The following is an 18,339-nucleotide window of genomic DNA, read 5'->3' as shown; positions in this document are numbered from 1 at the left end:
CCTCGCCACACGGGCGGGCGTTTCTCCGCGAAGGCCCGCGGGCCCTCGCGGCATCCGCACTGTGCCTGCGGCGCTGCTCCCACGGGAAGGCCTCGGTGAACGCCTGCTCGAGCGGCAAGTCCACGGAACGCATCACGGCCTCCTTGATGGCGCGCACCGCCAAGGGGGCGCTGCGCAGCAGGGCCTCCGTCCACGCGCCGACCGCGTCGTCGAGATCCTCGTCAGGGACGTCGTCGTCGGCCTCGATGTCGTCCCAGACCTCGGCCAGCGTCTCGTGTATGCGCCGGTTCATCGCGTTGAGCACGGCGGGCCGGTCCAGGGTCACGTACGCGACGTGTCCCTTCTTCTCGTACCGGACCCCGCTCTGCTCGCCGCCGGTCACCGGCCCGGTCCCGCCTTCCCGGCCGAGGCCGCCGAGAAGCGGCCGACCTTGTCGAGCACGTCCGCGTCGTACAGGCTTCCACGCACAGCATGACGGCCACCCGACCAGGATGCGCGGTGGCCCAGCCGGCCGACGCCTGGCGGGCGTTGAGCCCGGTGTTGCAGCCCATGCCCACGACGTCCACGCGGCTCGTCTGCGGGCGGAGCCCCATGGAGTGGATCAACAGGGCGCTCAGGCCGGGAGTGAGGAAGCCCGTGGTGGTCGTCACGCAGAGGTAGTCGACCTCGTGCGGGTCTATGCCGGTGTCGGCCAGGCACTTCTGGATGGCTCGAGCCCCCATGTCGAGGGCGAGTCTCTTGTGCTTGTCCAGCAGCGCGCCCTGCGCCTCGGGGCGGCAGGTGCCGTTCGCGTCGCGCGGAGGCAGGGAGAGGAAGCGCCTCTCGATGGAGCTGTTGAGGAAGACGGACCGGACCTTGGAATCCGATATCTCGAATATGTCGAGTAACTCGTACTGGGTGTAAGAGGTTTCGGTCACTGCTGTCGCGACGCCCGCGATACGGGGTGCGGTCAGTGTACGGACGGGTGGTGCCTTGGATGGTTCGGGGAATCCGGTGTACGGGGGGTTCACCGATATGGTCATCGGAAGGTCCACCCCCACATTCGCGGCTTGCTGCGAACCAGCGTGTGCACGGTCAGCAACTTGTCGGTTTCCTTGTGGGTTGTGACGGGACCCGGGCAGCGGTCTCATCCCTGATGAACCGTGCCAGGCGCTTGACGCCGTCCGTGATCTCCGACTGGGACAGGTAGCTGATGGACAGTCGGATGCAGTTGGCTCCGCCGCCCTGGGGATAGAAGTAGGACATGGGCGTCCAGATGACGCCGTAGTCCTCCGCCGAACGTTCCAGGGCGGAGTTGTCCACTCGGAACGGCACGTCCATGGTGAGGAAGAATCCACCGGTGGGCCGGTTCCAGCGGACGCCGAGCGCGGTTCGCTCGTCCTCGGGGAAGGTCTCGTCGAGTTCCCGCAGAATGGCCTGCATCGCATCGCCGTAGTAGCGGGACGTCTCGACGTTGATGTCCGCGGTGCGGCCGTCGGCTGCCAGCAGCATCCCGCCCACGGCGGCCTGGCCGAGCGCGGACGTGTTCACCGTCACCATGCTCTTGATCTTGGTGATCTCGTCCACCAGCAGCCCCGTGGAGCCGTCCCGGTCGACGACGACCTGGTCCGCGACGGCGAACCCCACCCGTGCGCCGGGGAACAGCGTCTTGGAGTACGAGCCGAGGTGGACGACGCGGCGGTCGCGGTCGAGGGACTTGAGCGTGGGCACCTGGCGGCCGGGGCTGACCATCCGGTACGGGCTGTCCTCCAGTAGGAGGACGTCCTCGCGGGCGGCGAGCTCGAGGAGCTCTCCGCGCGCTTCCAGCGAGAGCGTGACGCCGGACGGATTCGAATGGTCGGGGACCACGTAGAGCGCCCGCGGGCGGCGCCCGCGGGCCCGCTCGGCCCGGATCGCGGCCTCCACATCGGCGCACCGCAGGCCGTCGGCCCGCTCTTCGACGGGGGTGAGCTCGATGTCGAGGAGGCGTGCGGCTCCGGTGATCCCCACGTAACAGGGGCTCGCCACCAGAAGTACGTCGTCGCGGCTCGCGAAGAGGGCCCGCAACGTCAGGAGCATGGCCTCCTGACAGCCGACCGTGACGACGATGGCCTCGGGCGGCACGTCGATGTTCTCGTCCTTGAGGAGCGAGTCGGCGATCAGCTCCCTGATCTGGCCGTGCGTGGGACCGTACTGGAAGACTGCGTCACGTATCTCGCCCGGGGAGTGACCGTTCTCGGCAAGGTGGTCCAGATAGCGGCGGATGTGCCCGAATATCTCTTCTACGTCGAAGAATCCGTCGTACGGGCGGCCCGGAGCGAATGAGATCGCCTCCGGATAGCGGTGCGTGATCCCGTTCAGGAAGTTCATCGTGTCGAGCGCCGGATCGGAGATGCTGGCGTGCAGCTCCTCCTTTAACAGATGATCGGCTGCCACGCAGGTACCTCCGCCAGGCGGCCATCAGATCGGCCGCCCGATTGTGATCTCGTAGGAACAAGATTTTTTGGGAAGGCTACCAGCATGTAACTCGGCAGCCCAGAGATTTCTGATCTTGTTCTGGGTGGTTGCCGCACCGATCACGACATGCTGTGGGGTTGCGTGGTCACCAGGAGACTGCGTGAGAGGTTGCTTGATGCAGGTGAATTGTCATTTTTTTCCCGGTAAGTTCCTCGCCGGGTGGGTGTGGTCTCGTCCGTTGCGCGCTTGGCGAGGTTGCCGATCGAGATGATGTGGATCATGGCTTCAGGGCTGGCGTTGACGGTCTCGTAGTCGCGGGCCGGGCGGCGGTGCATCATGATCCATCCGGATGGGTGGGCCGCGCAGCGAGGTTCTCACCGAGGCGAGTGCTTTTCCGTGCGGGCCTCCCGTCGAGCAGCAGCCCGTCCGATCCGCACGACGTATCACCCTGCACCTGCCCCACAACTGGCCCTGGCAACATGCCGGGACACACCTCATTCGACACCGTCCACGCCCCACCCGCACCAACCTGGCCCCCTGACCACCCCGCCAGACCGGCGGAAACAACCTGCCTATCCACGACCACCGACCGAAACCAGCTCACAAAACAATCGAGAGATCATCTTCGGAGCATGTCGGTGGATCGAGGCTTAGGAACGGGTGGCGGTCGCACAGCTGTTGCCCGTGGCCGTCGTGCCGTTGCTCGTGTCGATCGGCTTGCTGCGGTCGTACGGATCGACCTGGTGGGCCTCGTCGGCGGGCTGCTCGTCGGCCGTGCCGAAGGGTGGCACGAAGTAGCCAGTCGGGGCGGAGCAGCCGCCGTTGGTCATGTCGAGCGTGTACGAGACGAGGGACATCGTGCCTGGTTCGGTGATGACCTTGGCCGGGTCGTCCCAGCTCATCACCACCTCGCGCCGCACGATCGTACGGACGACCTCGGCGTCCCGCCCGCCGTCGCCTGCCGGGGTGACCGGGTACACGAAGGTGACGTCCGCCGTCACCTCGACCGCCCCCCGTTTCCCTTCCCGGTAGGTGAGCCGGCCGCGCGTCTTGACCACGTCACCGACCAGTCGGGACTGCTCCGGCCGGAAGCGGCTGAACAACAGCAGCGGGTCGGTCTTGTCAGTGGGCGCCGTCGACGACAAGGAGGTACGGAGATACTCCTGGACGTCCTTCTGATGCGGGTTCAGCAGCGCGATCGCCTTCGTGGGCCGCTCGCCGCGCAGCACGCGTGAGTTTAGCCCCGCGGCCACCAGGAAGTCCCGGCTCTGCCGCAGTGCCCGCTCGACCTGGGCGGCGTCCATCCAGCCGGTCGCCTTGGCCGGTGGCACCGTGATCCCTGCCGCTCCGTCGGCCCAGCGGGCGGCAGGCGAGCCCCGGAAGGGTTCGGCGAGGGTAGGCGGCAGATCCCGCTCGGCGCCGGGAGCCTCCCTGGGGCTTTCCGACTCGGCGGCCAACGGCGCCCCGTCCTGCCCACCGTCGTTGCCACCGAACCAGCCGACGACCTGCTGCGGGAAGAGCCCCACGACCAGAAGGGCCACGACCGCCACCAGCCCGGTCACGTACCAGCCTGTCCTGCGCCGGGGCCGGGCCGGTGAGTACGTACGCCAGCCTTCCGGCTGCCCGGAGCGCTCCCGCAGCCGCCGCTCCACCTCACGGGCGCGCGCCGACGGCTCCACGGGGGCCTCGGCCGCACCCGTCACCGATTCACGGAGGAACCGCTCCCACTCCTCTTCGGACACGGACGACCCGTCCTGCCCCCCAGCCCCGCTCACACCGCACTCCCGTTCTCTCTCGATTGCTCGATGCCCGATGGCTCGATCGCTCGACCGTCTGATCAGTTGACTGTGCACCGGTCCATCGAGAGCCGCCCGTATGATCGCATGAGCAAGCCGCCGGCCCGCCGGGGCGGTGAGATCCATCGAGCGCCTGCCGGAGAGGGCCTGGGGCGACTGTGCGCCGGACAGGCCGAGTTCGTCCGGGAAGACGGGGATGTCGCAGAAGCTGGAGTGGTTCTTACCGGCGACGGTCAGCCGGCGTTTCCAGCCGTCCAACCGGTTCCACGCTTTGCCCCAGATCGCGTCCGCGCCGCCGGGACGGTGCGTCTCGTCGTCTGTGCCGAGCATCATGAACGGCCTGCCGCCGAGTCCGTCAGCGGGCACGGCAGCGTGGAAGGCCCCGTCGATGTCGACGCCCGCCCGGATGCGGCGGTTGCCTGCCATGGCCGCCGCCGCGCTCGCACCGCCGACCGAGTGACCGGCCATGCCGATCCGGTTCCTGTCGATCAGGCTGGCGTACCGCCAGGTCGGGCGGGGTCCGGCGAGCCGGTCCAGGACGAGGCAGGTTGCGGTGTTCAACACTCCAGTGATTGACGCTGAAATGACGCTCGTTCCGATGGGGTGTCAGGCGTGTTGTGCGCTGGTCAGGCGGTCTGTCGGCCAAAGCCGGTCAGGCAGGATCCCCGAGAATTTCGTGGTGCCTGCTCGCCGCACGCAGGCGGGACCGCCTCCAGGAGTGGCTGGAGGATCTGCCGGTGATCCTGGAGTGCTCCGCATATCCGCCGCGGCCCCGGGCCTCGTTTGATCTCAGCGCGGGGAGAGGTCCTCGGGGAGGAGCAGCCGCAGGTCGTCCAGGCTCGGTACCGCGACGGTGCTCAGCCGTCCCGCCTGATGGGTCATCATCTGCTCCAGCGTCTGCCGGGCCAGCCGGGCGTTGCCGAACGTCGCCCCCCTGGGGATGCCGTCGAAGTGGGTCCGCAGCGCGTTGGCCGTGCCGGGCGCGCACTCGTAGCCGTTGTCGGCCGCGTGCATGCGGACGATCGTGACCAGTTCGTCCGAGGAGTAGTCGGGGAACTCGATACGCCGCGGGAAGCGTGAGCCGAGGCCCGGATTGGAGTTCAGGAACCGGTTCATCTCCGCGGTGTACCCCGCCGCGATCACCACCACCTCGTCGCGGTGGTCCTCCATCAGCTTCAGCAGTGTCTCCACCGCCTCCTGGCCGAAGTCCGAGGAACCGGCGCCCGAGCGGGGCGTCAGGGTGTACGCCTCGTCGATGAACAGGACGCCTCCCAAAGCCCGTTCGAAAACCTCCCGGGTCAGCTGCGCGGTGTGTCCGACATAGCGGCCCACCAGGTCCGCACGTGAGACCTCGACGAGCTGGCCGCGCGGCAGTACGCCCAGGGAGGCCAGCAGTTCGCCGTAGAGCCGCGCCACGGTTGTCTTGCCGGTGCCGGGCGGGCCGGCGAAGACCAGATGGTTGCTGATCCGGGGTGCGGGCAGGCCGGCCTCCTTCCTCCGGCGCGCGGTGGCGAGCAGATTGACCAGGTCGCCCACCTCGCGCTTGACGGCCGCGAGGCCCACCAGGGCGTCCAGCCGCAGCAGCGGATCCTCGTCCTGCCCGCCCTCCGGCGCGCCGCCCGCAGGGACGCCCACATCCTCCGCGGTCAGCACGGCCAGCTCCCGCTCGCCGGCCTCCGGCAGGGTGGCCAGCCGGGATGCCTGCCGGTCCACCATCTCCTCGAAGACCTTGCGGGCGGTACGGCCGTTGCCGAAGCCCGCGTCACGGGGAATCCGCTCGAAGCGGGTGAGCAGTGCGGTCCGCGCCGCCGGATCCAGCTCGTAGTGGTGGCCGGTGCACATCCGCTCCACGATCGTGACCAACTCGTCCGAGGTGTAGTCGCTGAACTCGACGCTGCGGGTGAAACGCGAGGCGAGACCCGGGTTGGACGCAAGGAAGTCCGTCATCTCCTTCGGATAGCCGGCCGCCACCACCACCACGTCCTCGCGGTGGTCCTCCATCAGCTTCACCAGGGTGTCGATCGCCTCGCGCCCGAAGTCGGCGCCACTGCCGCCGCCGTCGGAGAGCAGGGTGTACGCCTCGTCGACGAACAGCACCCCGCCCAGCGCCTTGTTGAAGGTCTCGGTGGTCTTGATGGCCGTCCCGCCGATGATCTGCGCCACCAGGTCCGCACGCGACACCTCCACCAGGTGCCCGGAGCGCAGCACGCCGAGCGAGGCGAGGATGGAGCCGTACAGCCGGGCGACGGTGGTCTTGCCGGTGCCGGGCGGGCCCGCGAAGACCAGGTGGCGGCTCATCGGCGGAGCGGGCATGCCGATGCTCGCCCTGCGCTGCGCCATCCGGTTGAGGTTGATCAGCGTCAGCACCTGCTGTTTGACCTCGTCGAGGCCGATCAGCGACTCCAGCTCGGCCACCGGGCCCGTACCGGAACGGGTTTCGGCCGCCGCCGGGGCCGCTCCGCCCGGCAGCCGCCCGTCGCCCGCCGCCTCCGCGTCCTCCGCGGTGCCCCAGGCGTCCGGGGCACCGTTCTCCGCACTGGCCAGCCCCTCGACGGCGAGCCGGTCGCCGGGCACCGTCTGGCGCACTCCGCTGCCCCGGTTGGCGCGGACGGTGCAGCCGGTCAGCGACACGGCGTCGGTGCCCTCCACCCGTATGCCGTCGGCGCCCGAACCGGTCACCTCGCAGCCGTTGAGGGAGGCCCGCGCGCCCGCGGACACCAGTACGCCGCACTCGGCGGACCCCGTCACCACGGCACGCACGGCAGCCAGTTCGCCCTCGGGTGCGATGTGGACGCCCGCGCCGCCGGACTCCTCGACCCCGGTGTCCCGCAGCGTGAGCGTGCCGAGCGCCCCGATGTGGATCCCGGCCCCGGCGGAGGTACGCAGCCGGCCCTTGCCGATGAACAGATTGCCGTGGCCCGAGACATGGACCGCCGAGTCGCCCGACCGCTCGACGACGCCCTCCTCCAGCCGCCCCCTGCCGTCCTTGGCGACCTCCACGCCGTGCCTGCCGGCGCCGGTGACCGTGGCCCGCAGCAGCAGCGGGTTGGCACCGCCGCGGATCACGATTCCGGACCCGCCGCTGTCCCGTACCTCAAGGCGGTTGAACTCGGCGGCCGAGTCCTCGTCGAGCAGTACGCCGGTGCCCTTGGCGTCATGGACGACGGTGTCCGTCAGCACCGGTGAGGAGAAGCCGGTGACGCGTACGCCGGGTTCCTCGGCGGTGGCGAACACGCACTCCTCGAACGTGCCACGGCTGCGCTCGGTCACCAACAGGCCGTGTCCGCCGGTCCGTTCGGTACTGCACCGGTCCAGCGTCGGTGAACTGCCGCCGCCCAGGACGAATCCGTGCCCGGTGACGTCGCTGACGGCGACGTCCTCCAGGACGACCGGCCCGGCGCTGTTCACGAAAACACCGACGACGGCCTTGCGGACCGTGCCGCGCACCATCCTGACCGAACTCTCCTCCTCGACGGCGACGCCCGGCTTGCCGGTCGCCGATATCGCGCATTCCTCCAGGAGGACGTGCGCCTGTCCGTTGGTGAGGACACCGTTGCCCTTGGTGTCCCTGAGCCGGCTGAAGCGCGCGGTGATCCTGCCCTGCTCACCGGCCACCACGGCGGACGTACCGAGGTGTTCGACGACGCAGTTCTCGAGGAAACTCTCGGCCGAGGAGGTGGACACCACACCGGCGCCCACCGGGTTGCTGATCCGGCACTGACGCAGCGCCAGCGACCCGCCGTCCCGCGCGAAGAGCGCCGACCAGGCCGAACCGTGGATGTCGCACCGGTCCATCGCGAGCTGCCCGCGCGGCGCGTCGACCACGGGCAGTTCGTCGTCGTGCCCGCGCAGCACGAGATCCCTGACCATCACCGCCTCCCCGGTGAGTGTCAGCGCCGTACCGCGCCGGGGCGCCAGCTCCACCGTCCCCTCGCCCTCGGCGGCGGTCAGGGTGATCGCGGCCGAGACCGTCAGGCTCTCCTCGTACCGCCCCGGAGCGATCCTGACGACCGCTCCGGCACGGGCCCGTGCGACGGCCTCCCCGACGGTGCGGTGGTCGCCCGTCCCGTCGGCGGCGACGGTGAGCATCTGGCGTGACACTTATCTGACCTCCCGGACCCCTGCGCCGTGGGTACGGGGCGGAGACACGCGGCATGTAGGGCGTGGGAAACTGCTTTGCCCATCATGCCTGTTGCCGCAGGTCGCCCGCCATGGTGGTCGGCGTTCCGGGCCCGCCGGGGCACGGGTCCGGGGAGCGTCGTTACCATCGGCGCATGCGATCTTCGAGGTCCTCGGTGTCCCACGCACTCGGGCCGGCAGCACTGGCCGCTCTGCTCCTGATACCCGGCACCGCGGCTCCGGCCGGTGCGGCGGGGGACGCCGACAGCCCCTCGCTGCCGGGAATTCCCGCCACTGTCGCCGACGGCCACCCGTGTACTCCGGGATCCGCCAAGAAATCTGCCCAAGTCCCCTGGGCGCAGAGCTTCCTGGGGATCGACAGGGCCTGGGAACTCAGCCGTGGCGCGGGGGTCAAGGTCGCCGTCATCGGCACCGGAGCGGACCTGCGGCGGGTTCCGGCGCTGGACGGCCGGGTCACCGGCGGCCCGGATGTGGTGGCGGGCGGCACCGTGCGGGACGACTGCGTCGGATACGGCACGTTCCTCGCCGGGATCGTGGCGGGCGGGCAGCAGCAGGGTGTCAAGGCGGCCGGCGTCGCCCCGGAGGCCGAGGTGATCGCGGTGCGGGCCACCGACAAATACGGTGCGACCACACCCGAGGCGCTGGCCAAGGGCATCAGGGCGGCCACCGACTCCGGGGCGCTGATCGTCCACGTGGCGCTGAGCGTCCCTTCCGCACCGAAGCAGCTCAAGGACGCCGTCCTCGCCGCGCAGAAGGCCGGTGCGCTGGTGGTGGCGCCCGCCTCGGCACGGGAGTGGGAGCGCGGCGCGGCGGCATCGCAGACGGTGAACGGGCCCGCCTACCCGGCGGCGCTGCCCGGGGTGCTCGCCGTTTCCTCGGTGGGGCCGGGCGGCGAACCGGAAGCACCGGGCACGGAGAAGGGGCGGCGTACGCAGCCCAGGCTGAGCGCCCCCGGTGTCTCGGTGATGGGGCCGGGGCCGGGTGGCCGCGGCCAGTTCACCGGCCGCGGCGACGCGGTGGCCGGCGCCTTCGTGGCCGGTACGGCGGCTCTGGTCCGCTCCTACCACCCCCGGCTGACCGCCGAGCAGGTCGCGCACCGGCTGGAGTCCACCGCCTACGGGGCCGTGGGTGACACGCCGGACCCCGGCATCGGGCTGGGGATCGTCGATCCGGTGCGGGCGCTCTCCGCCGTACTCCCCGAGGAACACACACAGTCCCCGGCCGTAACGGAGAACGCCTCCGCACCGGCCGTCCCACCGCTCGACCCGCCGGAGGCGCGCAACCGGGCGCTGGCCGTGGCCGGCGGGGCGACAGGGGTGACGCTGCTGGTCGCCTTCCTGGCGTTCGTGCTGCCCAGAGGGCGCCGCCGGGGATGGCGGGCCGGCCGGGCGGCAGGCCGTCCTGCCGTGGAAGCGGACTGAGCCCCGGCCATCACCGCCGGGCGGCAGCGGCCTCGACGTCCGGCGATCCTTTCGGCCGGTCTCGACATCCGGTGACCCGCTCGGCCGGCCTCAACGTCCGACGATCCGCCGCAGCCACCGGGAACGGGCATCGCGGGCGTCCTGGCTGAGGACCGCCTGCGGCGCCAGGGTGTCGAACCCGTGGAAGGCGCCGGGCCACACATGCAGTTCGGCCTCGCCACCGGCCCGCCAGATCGCGTCGGCGTAGGCCACGGCCTCGTCCCTGAAGGTCTCGGCCGACCCGGCCTCGATGTAGGCCGGGGGCAGCCCGGACAGATCCGTCGCGCGGGCGGGTGCGGCGTAGGGCGACAGGCCGGCAGCGCCGTACCGGTCGCCGAGCACCGCCTGCCACGCGGTCGCGTTGGAGGTCCGGTCCCAGGTGTCGAGGCCGGCCATCTGGTGGCTGGAGAACGTGGTGCCGCGGTCGTCGAGCATCGGGCTCAGGAGCAGCTGACCGATCGGGACCGGTCCGCCGCGGTCACGGGTCAGCAGGGCGAGTGCCGCGGCGAGACCGCCGCCCGCGCTCTTGCCCCCGAGAATGACGCGGTCCGCGTCGAGGCCCAGTGCGGCCGCGTCGTCGGCCGCCCGGACGAGTCCGGCGTAGCAGTCCTCCACAGGACCGAGATACGGCGCCCATGGCGCCAGCCGGTACTCGACGGAGATGACAGCGAGCCCCAGCGGCAGAGCCCATTCCCGGAGCAGCCGGGGAAGTACGGACCAGGCGTTGCCCATGATCATGCCGCCGCCGTGCATGTAGTACAGCAGCGGCAGGGGCCCGGTGGCACCGGCGGGCCGTGCGCTGACGAGCCCGACCTCCCGCCCGTCCCGGTCCACGGGCGTCCGCAGCTCCTCCACCTCGAACCGGCCGTCGGCCCGGAGTTCACCGAGGGCCGGTCTGGGGCGGGCGGCGGCATCCCGCTCCTGCCTGGCCGCGAGACCCTCCGGCGTCAGCGGCTCATGTGCCTCCGCTCCCATGGCCGCCAGCGCGGCACGCAACTCCGGGTCGAACGGAGGCGCGTGCCGCGCCGGTGAGTCGGGGCGGTGCTCCGACGGCCTTCCACCGGTATCCACGACAGGACCTCCCCGGACCGGAGGATGCCCGGCGGCATCCCGACCGGGACAGCCTGCCAGCACGACCGCGCCGGCAGCACCCGGGGGCAGTGCGCCGGACGAATCCCGTCCGGCCGTGCACGCGAAGTCCCGTCGCACGCCCGGTGGATGAAGTGAGCGGCACGGGACTTCGCGTACATGCCTAGGCTTCGCCCTCCGGGTCCGGCAGCAGCGGGGTCTGCACCTGCACCACACCCCTGCGCGTGATCAGCTGTGCCCGGCCGGGCGGCAACTGCCTCGGCTTGGTGTCGTTGAACAGATATCCCTCCGAGGGCGGGCAGGAGAGCAGCGCGGCAGGTGTGTTGACCTCCAGCAGACGGCGCAGCAGCGGGTCGTTCATCGCTCGCGCCGCGCCGTTGGCGCTGCGCGCCACGATCAGGTGCAGACCGAGCTCCGCCCCCTGGGCGAGGTAGTCGAGCAGCGGCCCGAAGTGGTTGCTCATGCTGCCGCCGGACACCATGTCGTAGTCGTCCACGACCAGGAAGACCCGCGGGCCGCTCCACCAGTCCCGGCGCTTCAGCTGGGCGGGCGAGATGTCCGCGCCGGGCAGGCGCTCCTTCATGGCCCGTGCGACGCCGTCCACCGCCTGCTTGAGTACGTCGACGGAGACGGCGTAGCCCAGCCGGTGCGACTCGGGGACGCTCTCCAGCAGCCCGCGCCGGTAGTCGATCAGCAACACCCGTGCCTCGGCGGGGGTGTAGCGGTCGGTGACCGCCCGGCAGACCGAGCGCAGCAGGTTGGTCTTGCCGGTCTCCGCGTCGCCCACCACCACCAGGTGCGCGGTCTGTGCGAAGTCGTGCCACATGACGTCGAGCTGGTTGCCCTCCAGGCCCAGCGGCAGGCGCAGATCGCCGTCCGCGCCGACCTCGGCGTCGGGCAGCTCGGAGGGTTCCAGGACCGATGGCAGGGTGCGGACCGCGGGTGCGGGCGGGCCCTGCCAGTGCTCGGCCACCTGGGCCACGGCGTCGGCGACGCCCGCCCCGAGGTCCGAGGCGCTGTCGCCGCCGTCCAGCCGGGGCAGAGCGGTGAGGAAGTGGTGCTTGGAATCGGTCATGCCGCGGCCGGGCGACTTGGGGATGGTCGCGGCGGCCCGCATATTGATCATGGAGTCCATGCTGTCGCCGAGCCGCAGCTCGAAGCGGGTGCCGAGCTGGTCCCGCAGCGCGGTGGGGATTTCCGACCAGCGGCCCGCCGCCACGATGAGGTGCACACCGTAGTTGAGGCCCCGCGCCGCCAGCGCCGTGAAGGTGTCCATGATGTCCATGAAGTCCTGGCGGATCGTGCCCCAGCCGTCGACGACGAGGAACACATCGCCGTACGGCTCGTCGGGCATCTCACCGGCGGCCCGGCGGGCGCGCAGCATCGCCATGGAGTCGATGCCCAGCTCGGCGAACTGCTTCTCGCGCCGGGCCACCAGCCCGTGCACCTCGGCCAGTGTGCGCTGCACCCGCTCCAGGTCCAGCCGGCCCGTCACACCGCCCACATGGGGCAGGTCGCGGAGCGAACCGAGCGAACCCCCGCCGAAGTCCAGGCAGTAGAACTGGACTTCGCGCGGAGTGTGGGTGAGGGCGAGCGACATGATCAGGTCGCGTACGAGGGTGGACTTGCCGCTCTGCGGACCGCCCGCGATACCGACGTGCCCGCCCGCGCCGGACAGCTCGGCCACCAGGGGCTCGCGGCTCTGGTCGAAGGGCCGGTCGATGATGCCCACCGGCACCGTCAGCCGGCCGTGCAGCTCGGGATCGATGGTGGTGAGACCCCGCTCGGCGTGCGGCTCCACACCCATCAGCAGGACGTCCAGCGACAGCGGGCTGTCCAGCGGCGGCAGCCAGACCCGGTGCGCGGGCCTGCCGCCCTCCCGCATCCGGGACACGGCCAGCGCGAGCAGGGACTCCTCGCTCTCCTCCACCGCCACCGGCTGCGGGTCCGGGTCGGGCGCGGGGAGCCGGGGCGCGGTCCACTCCGTGCGGTACGGGACCACCTGACCGGCGACGGCCGACGCACCGACCCTGCGGGCCCCCTGATAGGGCCCGGAGACGTACGCGGCCTTGAACCGGACCAGGGTCCCGGTGTCCTTCTTCAGGATGGCGCTGCCGGGTACGGAGGGCAACTGGTAGGCGTCCGGCACCCCCAGGACGCCACGGCTCTCCATCGAAGAGAACGTCCGCAGTGCGATCCGGTACGAAAGATGCGATTCCAGCTGGGTCATCCGGCCTTCGTCCAGCCGCTGCGAGGCAAGCAGCAGATGCACACCCAGACTGCGGCCCAGCCGTCCCACCATCACGAACAGATCCATGAAGTCTCGGTGTGCGGAGAGGAGTTCGCTGAACTCGTCGACCACCACGAAGAGCGTCGGCAGCGGCTCCAGACCGGTCCCCGCCGCCCGCGCCGTCTCGTACTCGAACGCCGACGTGTAGTTCCCGGCGCTGCGCAGCAGCTCCTGGCGGCGCATCAGCTCACCGTGCAGGGCATCCTGCATGCGGTCCACCAGGGAGGACTCGTCGGCGAGGTTGGTGATGACGGCCGAGGTGTGCGGCAGGCCGTCCAGGCCGAGGAACGTGGCGCCGCCCTTGAAGTCGACCAGGACGAAGTTCAGCTTCTCCGAGGAGTGGGTGAGCGCCAGCGCCAGCACCAGGGTCCGCAGCAGCTCCGACTTGCCGGAACCCGTCGCGCCGATCAGCACGCCGTGCGGGCCCATACCGCCCTGCGCCGCCTCCTTGATGTCCAGTTCCACCGGGGTGCCGTCACCGGCGAGCCCCAGCGGCACCCGCAGCCTGGCCCGTTCGCTGCGGTCGTCGCGCACGGCGTCCAGATCGACGGTGTGCAGGTCGGGAAGGCCGAGCAGGGTCGTCAGCTGCACGTCCGAGGTGAGTGCCTCACCGTTGTCCGTGGTGATGCCCATCCGATAGGGGGACAACTGCGTGGCCAGTGCCCTGGCCCGCCGGGGACCCAGCACATCGGGCCTGCCGAGCGCGGACGTGGTCTCCTTCCCCGACCGGTCGGTGCTGACCAGTTCGAGCTGCTGCCCGGCGATCCGCAGCCGCAGGGTGTGGCGGGACTGACGCCAGGGCAGGCAGCCGGACACGTCCAGCGTCACCGTGTTGCGGTAACCGTCGGTGGCCAGCCGGGAGTCGGCGGGCGTCCGGGTGCTGTCCAGGACCACGACGCAGTAGGGCTCCTCGGTGCTCGGGACGGCGTCCGTCTCGAATGCGGGCCGGCCGGTCAGTTCCTCGCCGAGCAGTGATTCGAGACCCAGGACGGAATCGGTGACCAGCCGCACGGGGCCCCCGCCGTCGACGTCCGTCGGATGCTGGGCGTGCGGCAGCCACTTCACCCACTCCCAGGAGTCCCGGCGGTCATGGTCCGCCAGCACCACGATCCGCAGGTCCTGCGGCGCGTGGAACACACTCAGCTGGGCCAGCAGGGCCCGCACCATCGCGTGCGCGGCCTCCTCCTGCTCGGACTGGAGCAGGACGCGTGCGTAGGTACGCAGATAGACGGCGACCGGCTGGTCGGGCACCGTGCCGTACGCCTTGATGAAGCGCCGCAGAGCGTGCGCGGACAGCGGCTCCAGATCCTCGACCGGCTTGGTGCTCAGCGGTGTCAGCTTCGTCGCCAACTGCTGTTCGCCCACCGCGATCCGCACCTCGGCGAAGTCCGCGTGCGCCGCCCGCCGCTCCCACAGCCTGGCCGTCGGCACCAGGCTCCACAGAGATGCCGGGTCCGGGTGCGACCATGCCTGCGCCTCCCGCTGCTGGACGATCACCTTGCGTATGCGCCTGCGGCTGATCGACAGGTACCGCATGTAGTCGCGCCGCTCACCGAGCAGCGCCCGCTTGCGGTCCCCGGAAGCCCGGACGATCTGCGACACCAGCATGCCGACGGCCGACAGCGCCATCAGGCCGATGGCGACGTACATCATGGGGCCGCCGCCACTGCCGGGACGCAGGAAGATGAGCACCATGCCGAGCGAGCTGAGCGCCATCGGCATGTACGTGATCATGTTGCCCATCGCGCTCTGCGTCTCCGGCACCGTGGGCGGCTCCTGGAGGCTCAGTTCGCCATGGGGCATCTCGGGGCCAAGACGCCGGGGAGGCCTCTTGAAGAGGACCACGCTCAAAGGGAATCGCCTTCCTGAGGGGTGCCGGCGGTTGCCGTGACGTGTCTTCGGGATGACGGAACGTCAAACGTCGGCGATACGGCCGACGATGCGGGAGTGCAGGCCGGGTGGTGGGTGGGGACGGGGCCGCCGATCTCGACGGCACCCCACAACGTACAGACTGCACGCGCAAGTTAATGTGATCAATCTGACCGCGTCGACCACCGTCCTGGAAGGCGATGAAACGCGCTTGACCGACATATCCGCGGCACCCCTGTGCCGCCTCACGGTGCTGACGCCCGACCGCTCCGTCGAACTCGCCGTACCGTCCGACATCGTGCTTGCCGATCTGATGCCGACCATCGTCGACCACGGGGGCACCGACCTCTACGAACGTGGCGCGCAGGCGGGCGGCTGGGTGCTCCAGCGCCTCGGCCAGGAACCCCTCGACGACGAGAACACCCTCGGCGACCTGGGCCTGCACGACGGCGAAACGGTACATCTGCGCCTGCGCGGGGACGCCCTCCCCGAGATCCATTACGACGACCTCGTCGACGGGCTCTCCAGCCGGCTGCGTGAACGCCCCGACTCCTGGCGGCCGGTGTGGTCGCACCACCTCATGACCGCGCTCACCCTGAGCACCCTCGCCACCGGCCTGCTGCTCCTGCTGCTGCCCGGTTCCACGGGGCTCAGGACGGTCTGCGCGGCGGCGACCGCGATCCTCCTGCTGGCCGGTGCGGCGGCCGCCTCACGGGCGGTCGGCGACGTCGGCGCGGGCGCCGCGCTCGGTGCGGCGGCCGTCCCCTTCCTCGCCCTGGCCGGAGCCCTGGTGCCCCAAGGGGCCCAGTCCGACGCGGAACTGGGCGCCCGGCTGCTCGCGGGCTGCTCCGCGGCGGCCGGCGCCGCCGTGCTCGCACTGGCCGCCGTGGGCGCGTGCGCACCGCTGTTCCTGGCGGCCGCACTGGCCGCGGTCCTCGGGGCGGTCGGGGGAGCCGTGATGCTCTTCGGCGTCCCGGCCACCGGCACGGCCGCCCCGCTGATCCTGGCGGTCGTCCTGCTGGGACACTTCCTGCCGTCCCTGGCGTTCCGCCTGTCGGGACTGAAGGTGCCGCTGCTGCCCACCAACGCGGGCCAGCTCCAGGAGGGCATCGAGCCCACCCCGGACGAGCGGATCGCCGCCCGGGGCGCCGTCGCCGACAGCTACCTCACGGGCCTCTACGGTGCCACCGGGCTGGTGGCCGCGGGCTGCCTCACGGTGCTGGCGTCCGAGACGTCCTGGGCGCCGCTCACCCTGGCGGCGGTCCTGTGCGCGCTGATGTTCACGCACGCACGGGCGATCGGCGGCGCCTGGCAGCGTCTCGCCGTCGTCCTGCCGGCCGCCTACGGTTCCGTACTGCTGACGGCGCAGCTGGTCCTGCGGACCGACGACGGGGCCCGGCCGCTGCTGCTCGCCGGTCTGCTGGCCGTCGCGGCCGTGCTCGCCATCACGGGCTGGACGCTCCCCGGCCGTCGCCTGGTGCCCTACTGGGGGCGCGCGGTCGACCTGCTGCACCTGCTCTTCGCCATCGTCCTCGTCCCGCTGGCCCTGCTCGTCGCCGGTCTCTACCAGTACCTGCGGGGCCTCAACAGCTGAGCCCGCTCTCCGGCGTCCGCCGCCGGACAGCCGGCGGATCCCGGGTTCCGGCGGCCGAAAGCCCCGGTACCCCGGGCCCTCGCGCGCCGGGCCGATGCCCGGTCGGAAAGGCAAGGAATGCAGTCCAGGCGGGACCAGGTCCACGCGCACATGTTCGTCATGAGCCGGCTGTCACTGGGAATGCTCCGGGACGACCCGGACGCCCCCGAGTCCGCACACCGGCGGACCACGAAGGGCTTCGTCATCGGCCTCGTGGTCGCGGCCCTGGCCGCGCTCGTCGTCGCGGTGTACGGGCTGGTGGTGCCCGGCGGCTCGAACGCGTGGAAGGCCACCGGAACGCTGGTGCTCGACGAACGTTCGGGCGCCCGCTACCTCACGCTCGACGGAGTCCTCCACCCGGTCCTCAACGAGACCTCGGCCAGACTGCTGGCGGGTGACCGGATGAAGGTGGTGAGCGTCAAGCCCGCCTCCATCGAGGACGCCCCGCGCGGCGCGACCCTGGGCATCGTCGGCGCGCCGGACCCGCTGCCGCAGGCGGGCGCGCTCAGCCGCGAGGCCTGGTCGGTGTGCGCCACCCGGCCCGATGCCGCCTCGGAGCCGCTCCTCACCCTGGCCGTCGGCCTGACCGCCGAGGGCAGGCCCGTGACCTCGGACGGGGCCACCCTGGTCCGTACCGTCCCGGGCGGCACCACGTACCTCCTCTGGCACGGCACCCGGCTGCGGCTGAACACCGCGAACTACGCGGTCCAGGCACTGGGTTACGACCCCGACGGGGCGTATCCGGTCCCGGACGCGTTCCTCAACGCCCTGCCGGCGGGCCCGGATCTGGCGGTGCCGGAAGTGTCCGGACGTGGCAAGGCGGGCCCCTCGCTGGCCGGCCGCCCGACACGGATCGGGCAGCTCTTCGACGGTTCCGGCGGCCATTACCTGCTGACGGAGCGCGGGCTGACCAAGGTCACCGCGCTGGAGGAGGCACTGCTGAAGGGCGATCCGCGTACCCAGCGGACCGCCTACGCCCAAGGAGCAGTCGTACTCCAGAAGATCGGTCCGGACGACCTGGCGCGCCACCAGGACCCGAAGGCGACCCGGCTCGTGGGAGCCGGGGGCGGTGCGGTCCCGACCGGTCTGCCCAGGCCCAGCCCGGTCGGCGCGGGGGAGGGCGTCTGTGCCGTCGTCGGCACCGCGGACGGCAGGCCGACGGTCTCGGTCGTCCTGCCCCGCGCGGACGCGGTGGGCGGCCGGGCGGTGTCCAACCAGCCCGGAATCACCGCGGGTTCCGGAGCCGCCGACCTGTTCGCCGTACGTCCGGAGGGCGGTGCCCTCGTCGCGGCACTCTCCTCGGCGGGCACCGGCACGGCCTACTACCTGGTCACCGAGTCGGGTGCCAAGTACCCGGTCCCCGGGGGCGAGAAGGGACTCCAGCGGCTCGGGTACAGGGCCGATCAGTCCGTGCCCATCCCGTCCGGTGTCCTCGGGCTGCTCGCGTCCGGGCCCGCGCTGGACGACACGGCCCTGCTGACGCAGGGACTCGTGGAAGCATCGAAGAACACGATGCCTCGATAGCCGATTCCCCCCGGTCTTAAGGGAATTGAGGTTCCTCTGAGGATAGGAGGGCCGGGGGCATGCGCTTTCTCCGGCTTTTCCGCAGCTCACGCACGTATCGCA

The 18,339-nt window shown here is 71.2% G+C and carries 8 protein-coding genes and 2 pseudogenes; 3 read left to right on the top strand and 7 right to left on the bottom strand.

The window, feature by feature from the left end; all coding sequences use genetic code 11:
• Positions 1–503: 503 nt before the first annotated feature.
• The 5 genes and pseudogenes from ACFVYE_RS41125 to ACFVYE_RS41105 all read right to left on the bottom strand — a co-directional run.
• Positions 504–722: pseudogene (locus tag ACFVYE_RS41125) on the bottom strand (type III polyketide synthase); the annotation flags it as partial.
• A gap of 352 nt (positions 723–1,074) precedes the next feature.
• Complete coding sequence (locus tag ACFVYE_RS41120; protein WP_389608656.1) at positions 1,075–2,415, bottom strand: PLP-dependent aminotransferase family protein; 1,341 nt, start codon at positions 2,413–2,415, stop codon at positions 1,075–1,077.
• A 224-nt stretch (positions 2,416–2,639) separates the two neighbouring features.
• Positions 2,640–2,783, bottom strand: a pseudogene (locus ACFVYE_RS41115) (IS5/IS1182 family transposase); the annotation flags it as partial.
• 303 nt (positions 2,784–3,086) lie between these two features.
• Positions 3,087–4,178 (bottom strand): hypothetical protein, encoded by a 1,092-nt coding sequence (locus ACFVYE_RS41110; protein ID WP_383966760.1) that lies wholly within the window; start codon positions 4,176–4,178, stop codon positions 3,087–3,089.
• A gap of 843 nt (positions 4,179–5,021) precedes the next feature.
• Positions 5,022–8,321 carry a right-handed parallel beta-helix repeat-containing protein gene (locus ACFVYE_RS41105; RefSeq protein WP_389608659.1) on the bottom strand — a complete coding sequence of 1,100 codons (3,300 nt, stop codon included), beginning with the start codon at positions 8,319–8,321 and terminating at the stop codon, positions 5,022–5,024.
• 185 nt (positions 8,322–8,506) lie between these two features.
• On the opposite strand from ACFVYE_RS41105, the gene ACFVYE_RS41100 reads away from it, so the two are divergent.
• Positions 8,507–9,793, top strand: coding sequence for a S8 family serine peptidase (locus tag ACFVYE_RS41100; protein WP_389608655.1), 1,287 nt, complete (start codon positions 8,507–8,509; stop codon positions 9,791–9,793).
• A gap of 90 nt (positions 9,794–9,883) precedes the next feature.
• Here ACFVYE_RS41100 and ACFVYE_RS41095 read toward each other — a convergent pair whose 3' ends face one another.
• On the bottom strand, positions 9,884–10,903 hold the full coding sequence (locus tag ACFVYE_RS41095) for an alpha/beta hydrolase (RefSeq protein ID WP_389608654.1): 1,020 nt from the start codon (positions 10,901–10,903) through the stop codon (positions 9,884–9,886).
• Between the two features lie 181 nt (positions 10,904–11,084).
• Positions 11,085–15,014: a type VII secretion protein EccCa gene (eccCa, locus tag ACFVYE_RS41090; protein WP_389608658.1), complete on the bottom strand. Its 3,930-nt coding sequence runs from the start codon at positions 15,012–15,014 to the stop codon at positions 11,085–11,087.
• 277 nt (positions 15,015–15,291) lie between these two features.
• Here eccCa and eccD point away from each other — a divergent pair, with 277 nt between their 5' ends.
• Together eccD and eccB are read left to right on the top strand one after the other, a co-directional pair.
• Positions 15,292–16,674 (top strand): type VII secretion integral membrane protein EccD, encoded by a 1,383-nt coding sequence (gene eccD, locus ACFVYE_RS41085; protein WP_383966733.1) that lies wholly within the window; start codon positions 15,292–15,294, stop codon positions 16,672–16,674.
• A gap of 117 nt (positions 16,675–16,791) precedes the next feature.
• Positions 16,792–18,237 (top strand): type VII secretion protein EccB, encoded by a 1,446-nt coding sequence (gene eccB, locus ACFVYE_RS41080; RefSeq protein WP_383966736.1) that lies wholly within the window; start codon positions 16,792–16,794, stop codon positions 18,235–18,237.
• Positions 18,238–18,339: the final 102 nt, after the last annotated feature.

Source organism: Streptomyces sp. NPDC058239, assembly GCF_042882185.1.
Lineage (GTDB): Bacteria > Actinomycetota > Actinomycetes > Streptomycetales > Streptomycetaceae > Streptomyces.
This window is presented reverse-complemented; position numbering and strand designations above follow the sequence as displayed.

Excerpts from the sequence above, each read along its gene's own strand:
- ACFVYE_RS41105 (WP_389608659.1), bottom strand. The coding sequence starts at position 8,321 with ATGCTCACCGTCGCCGCCGACGGGACGGGCGACCACCGCACCGTCGGG.
- ACFVYE_RS41100 (WP_389608655.1), top strand. The coding sequence starts at position 8,507 with ATGCGATCTTCGAGGTCCTCGGTGTCCCACGCACTCGGGCCGGCAGCA.
- eccCa (WP_389608658.1), bottom strand. The coding sequence starts at position 15,014 with ATGCCCCATGGCGAACTGAGCCTCCAGGAGCCGCCCACGGTGCCGGAG.
- eccB (WP_383966736.1), top strand. The coding sequence starts at position 16,792 with ATGCAGTCCAGGCGGGACCAGGTCCACGCGCACATGTTCGTCATGAGC.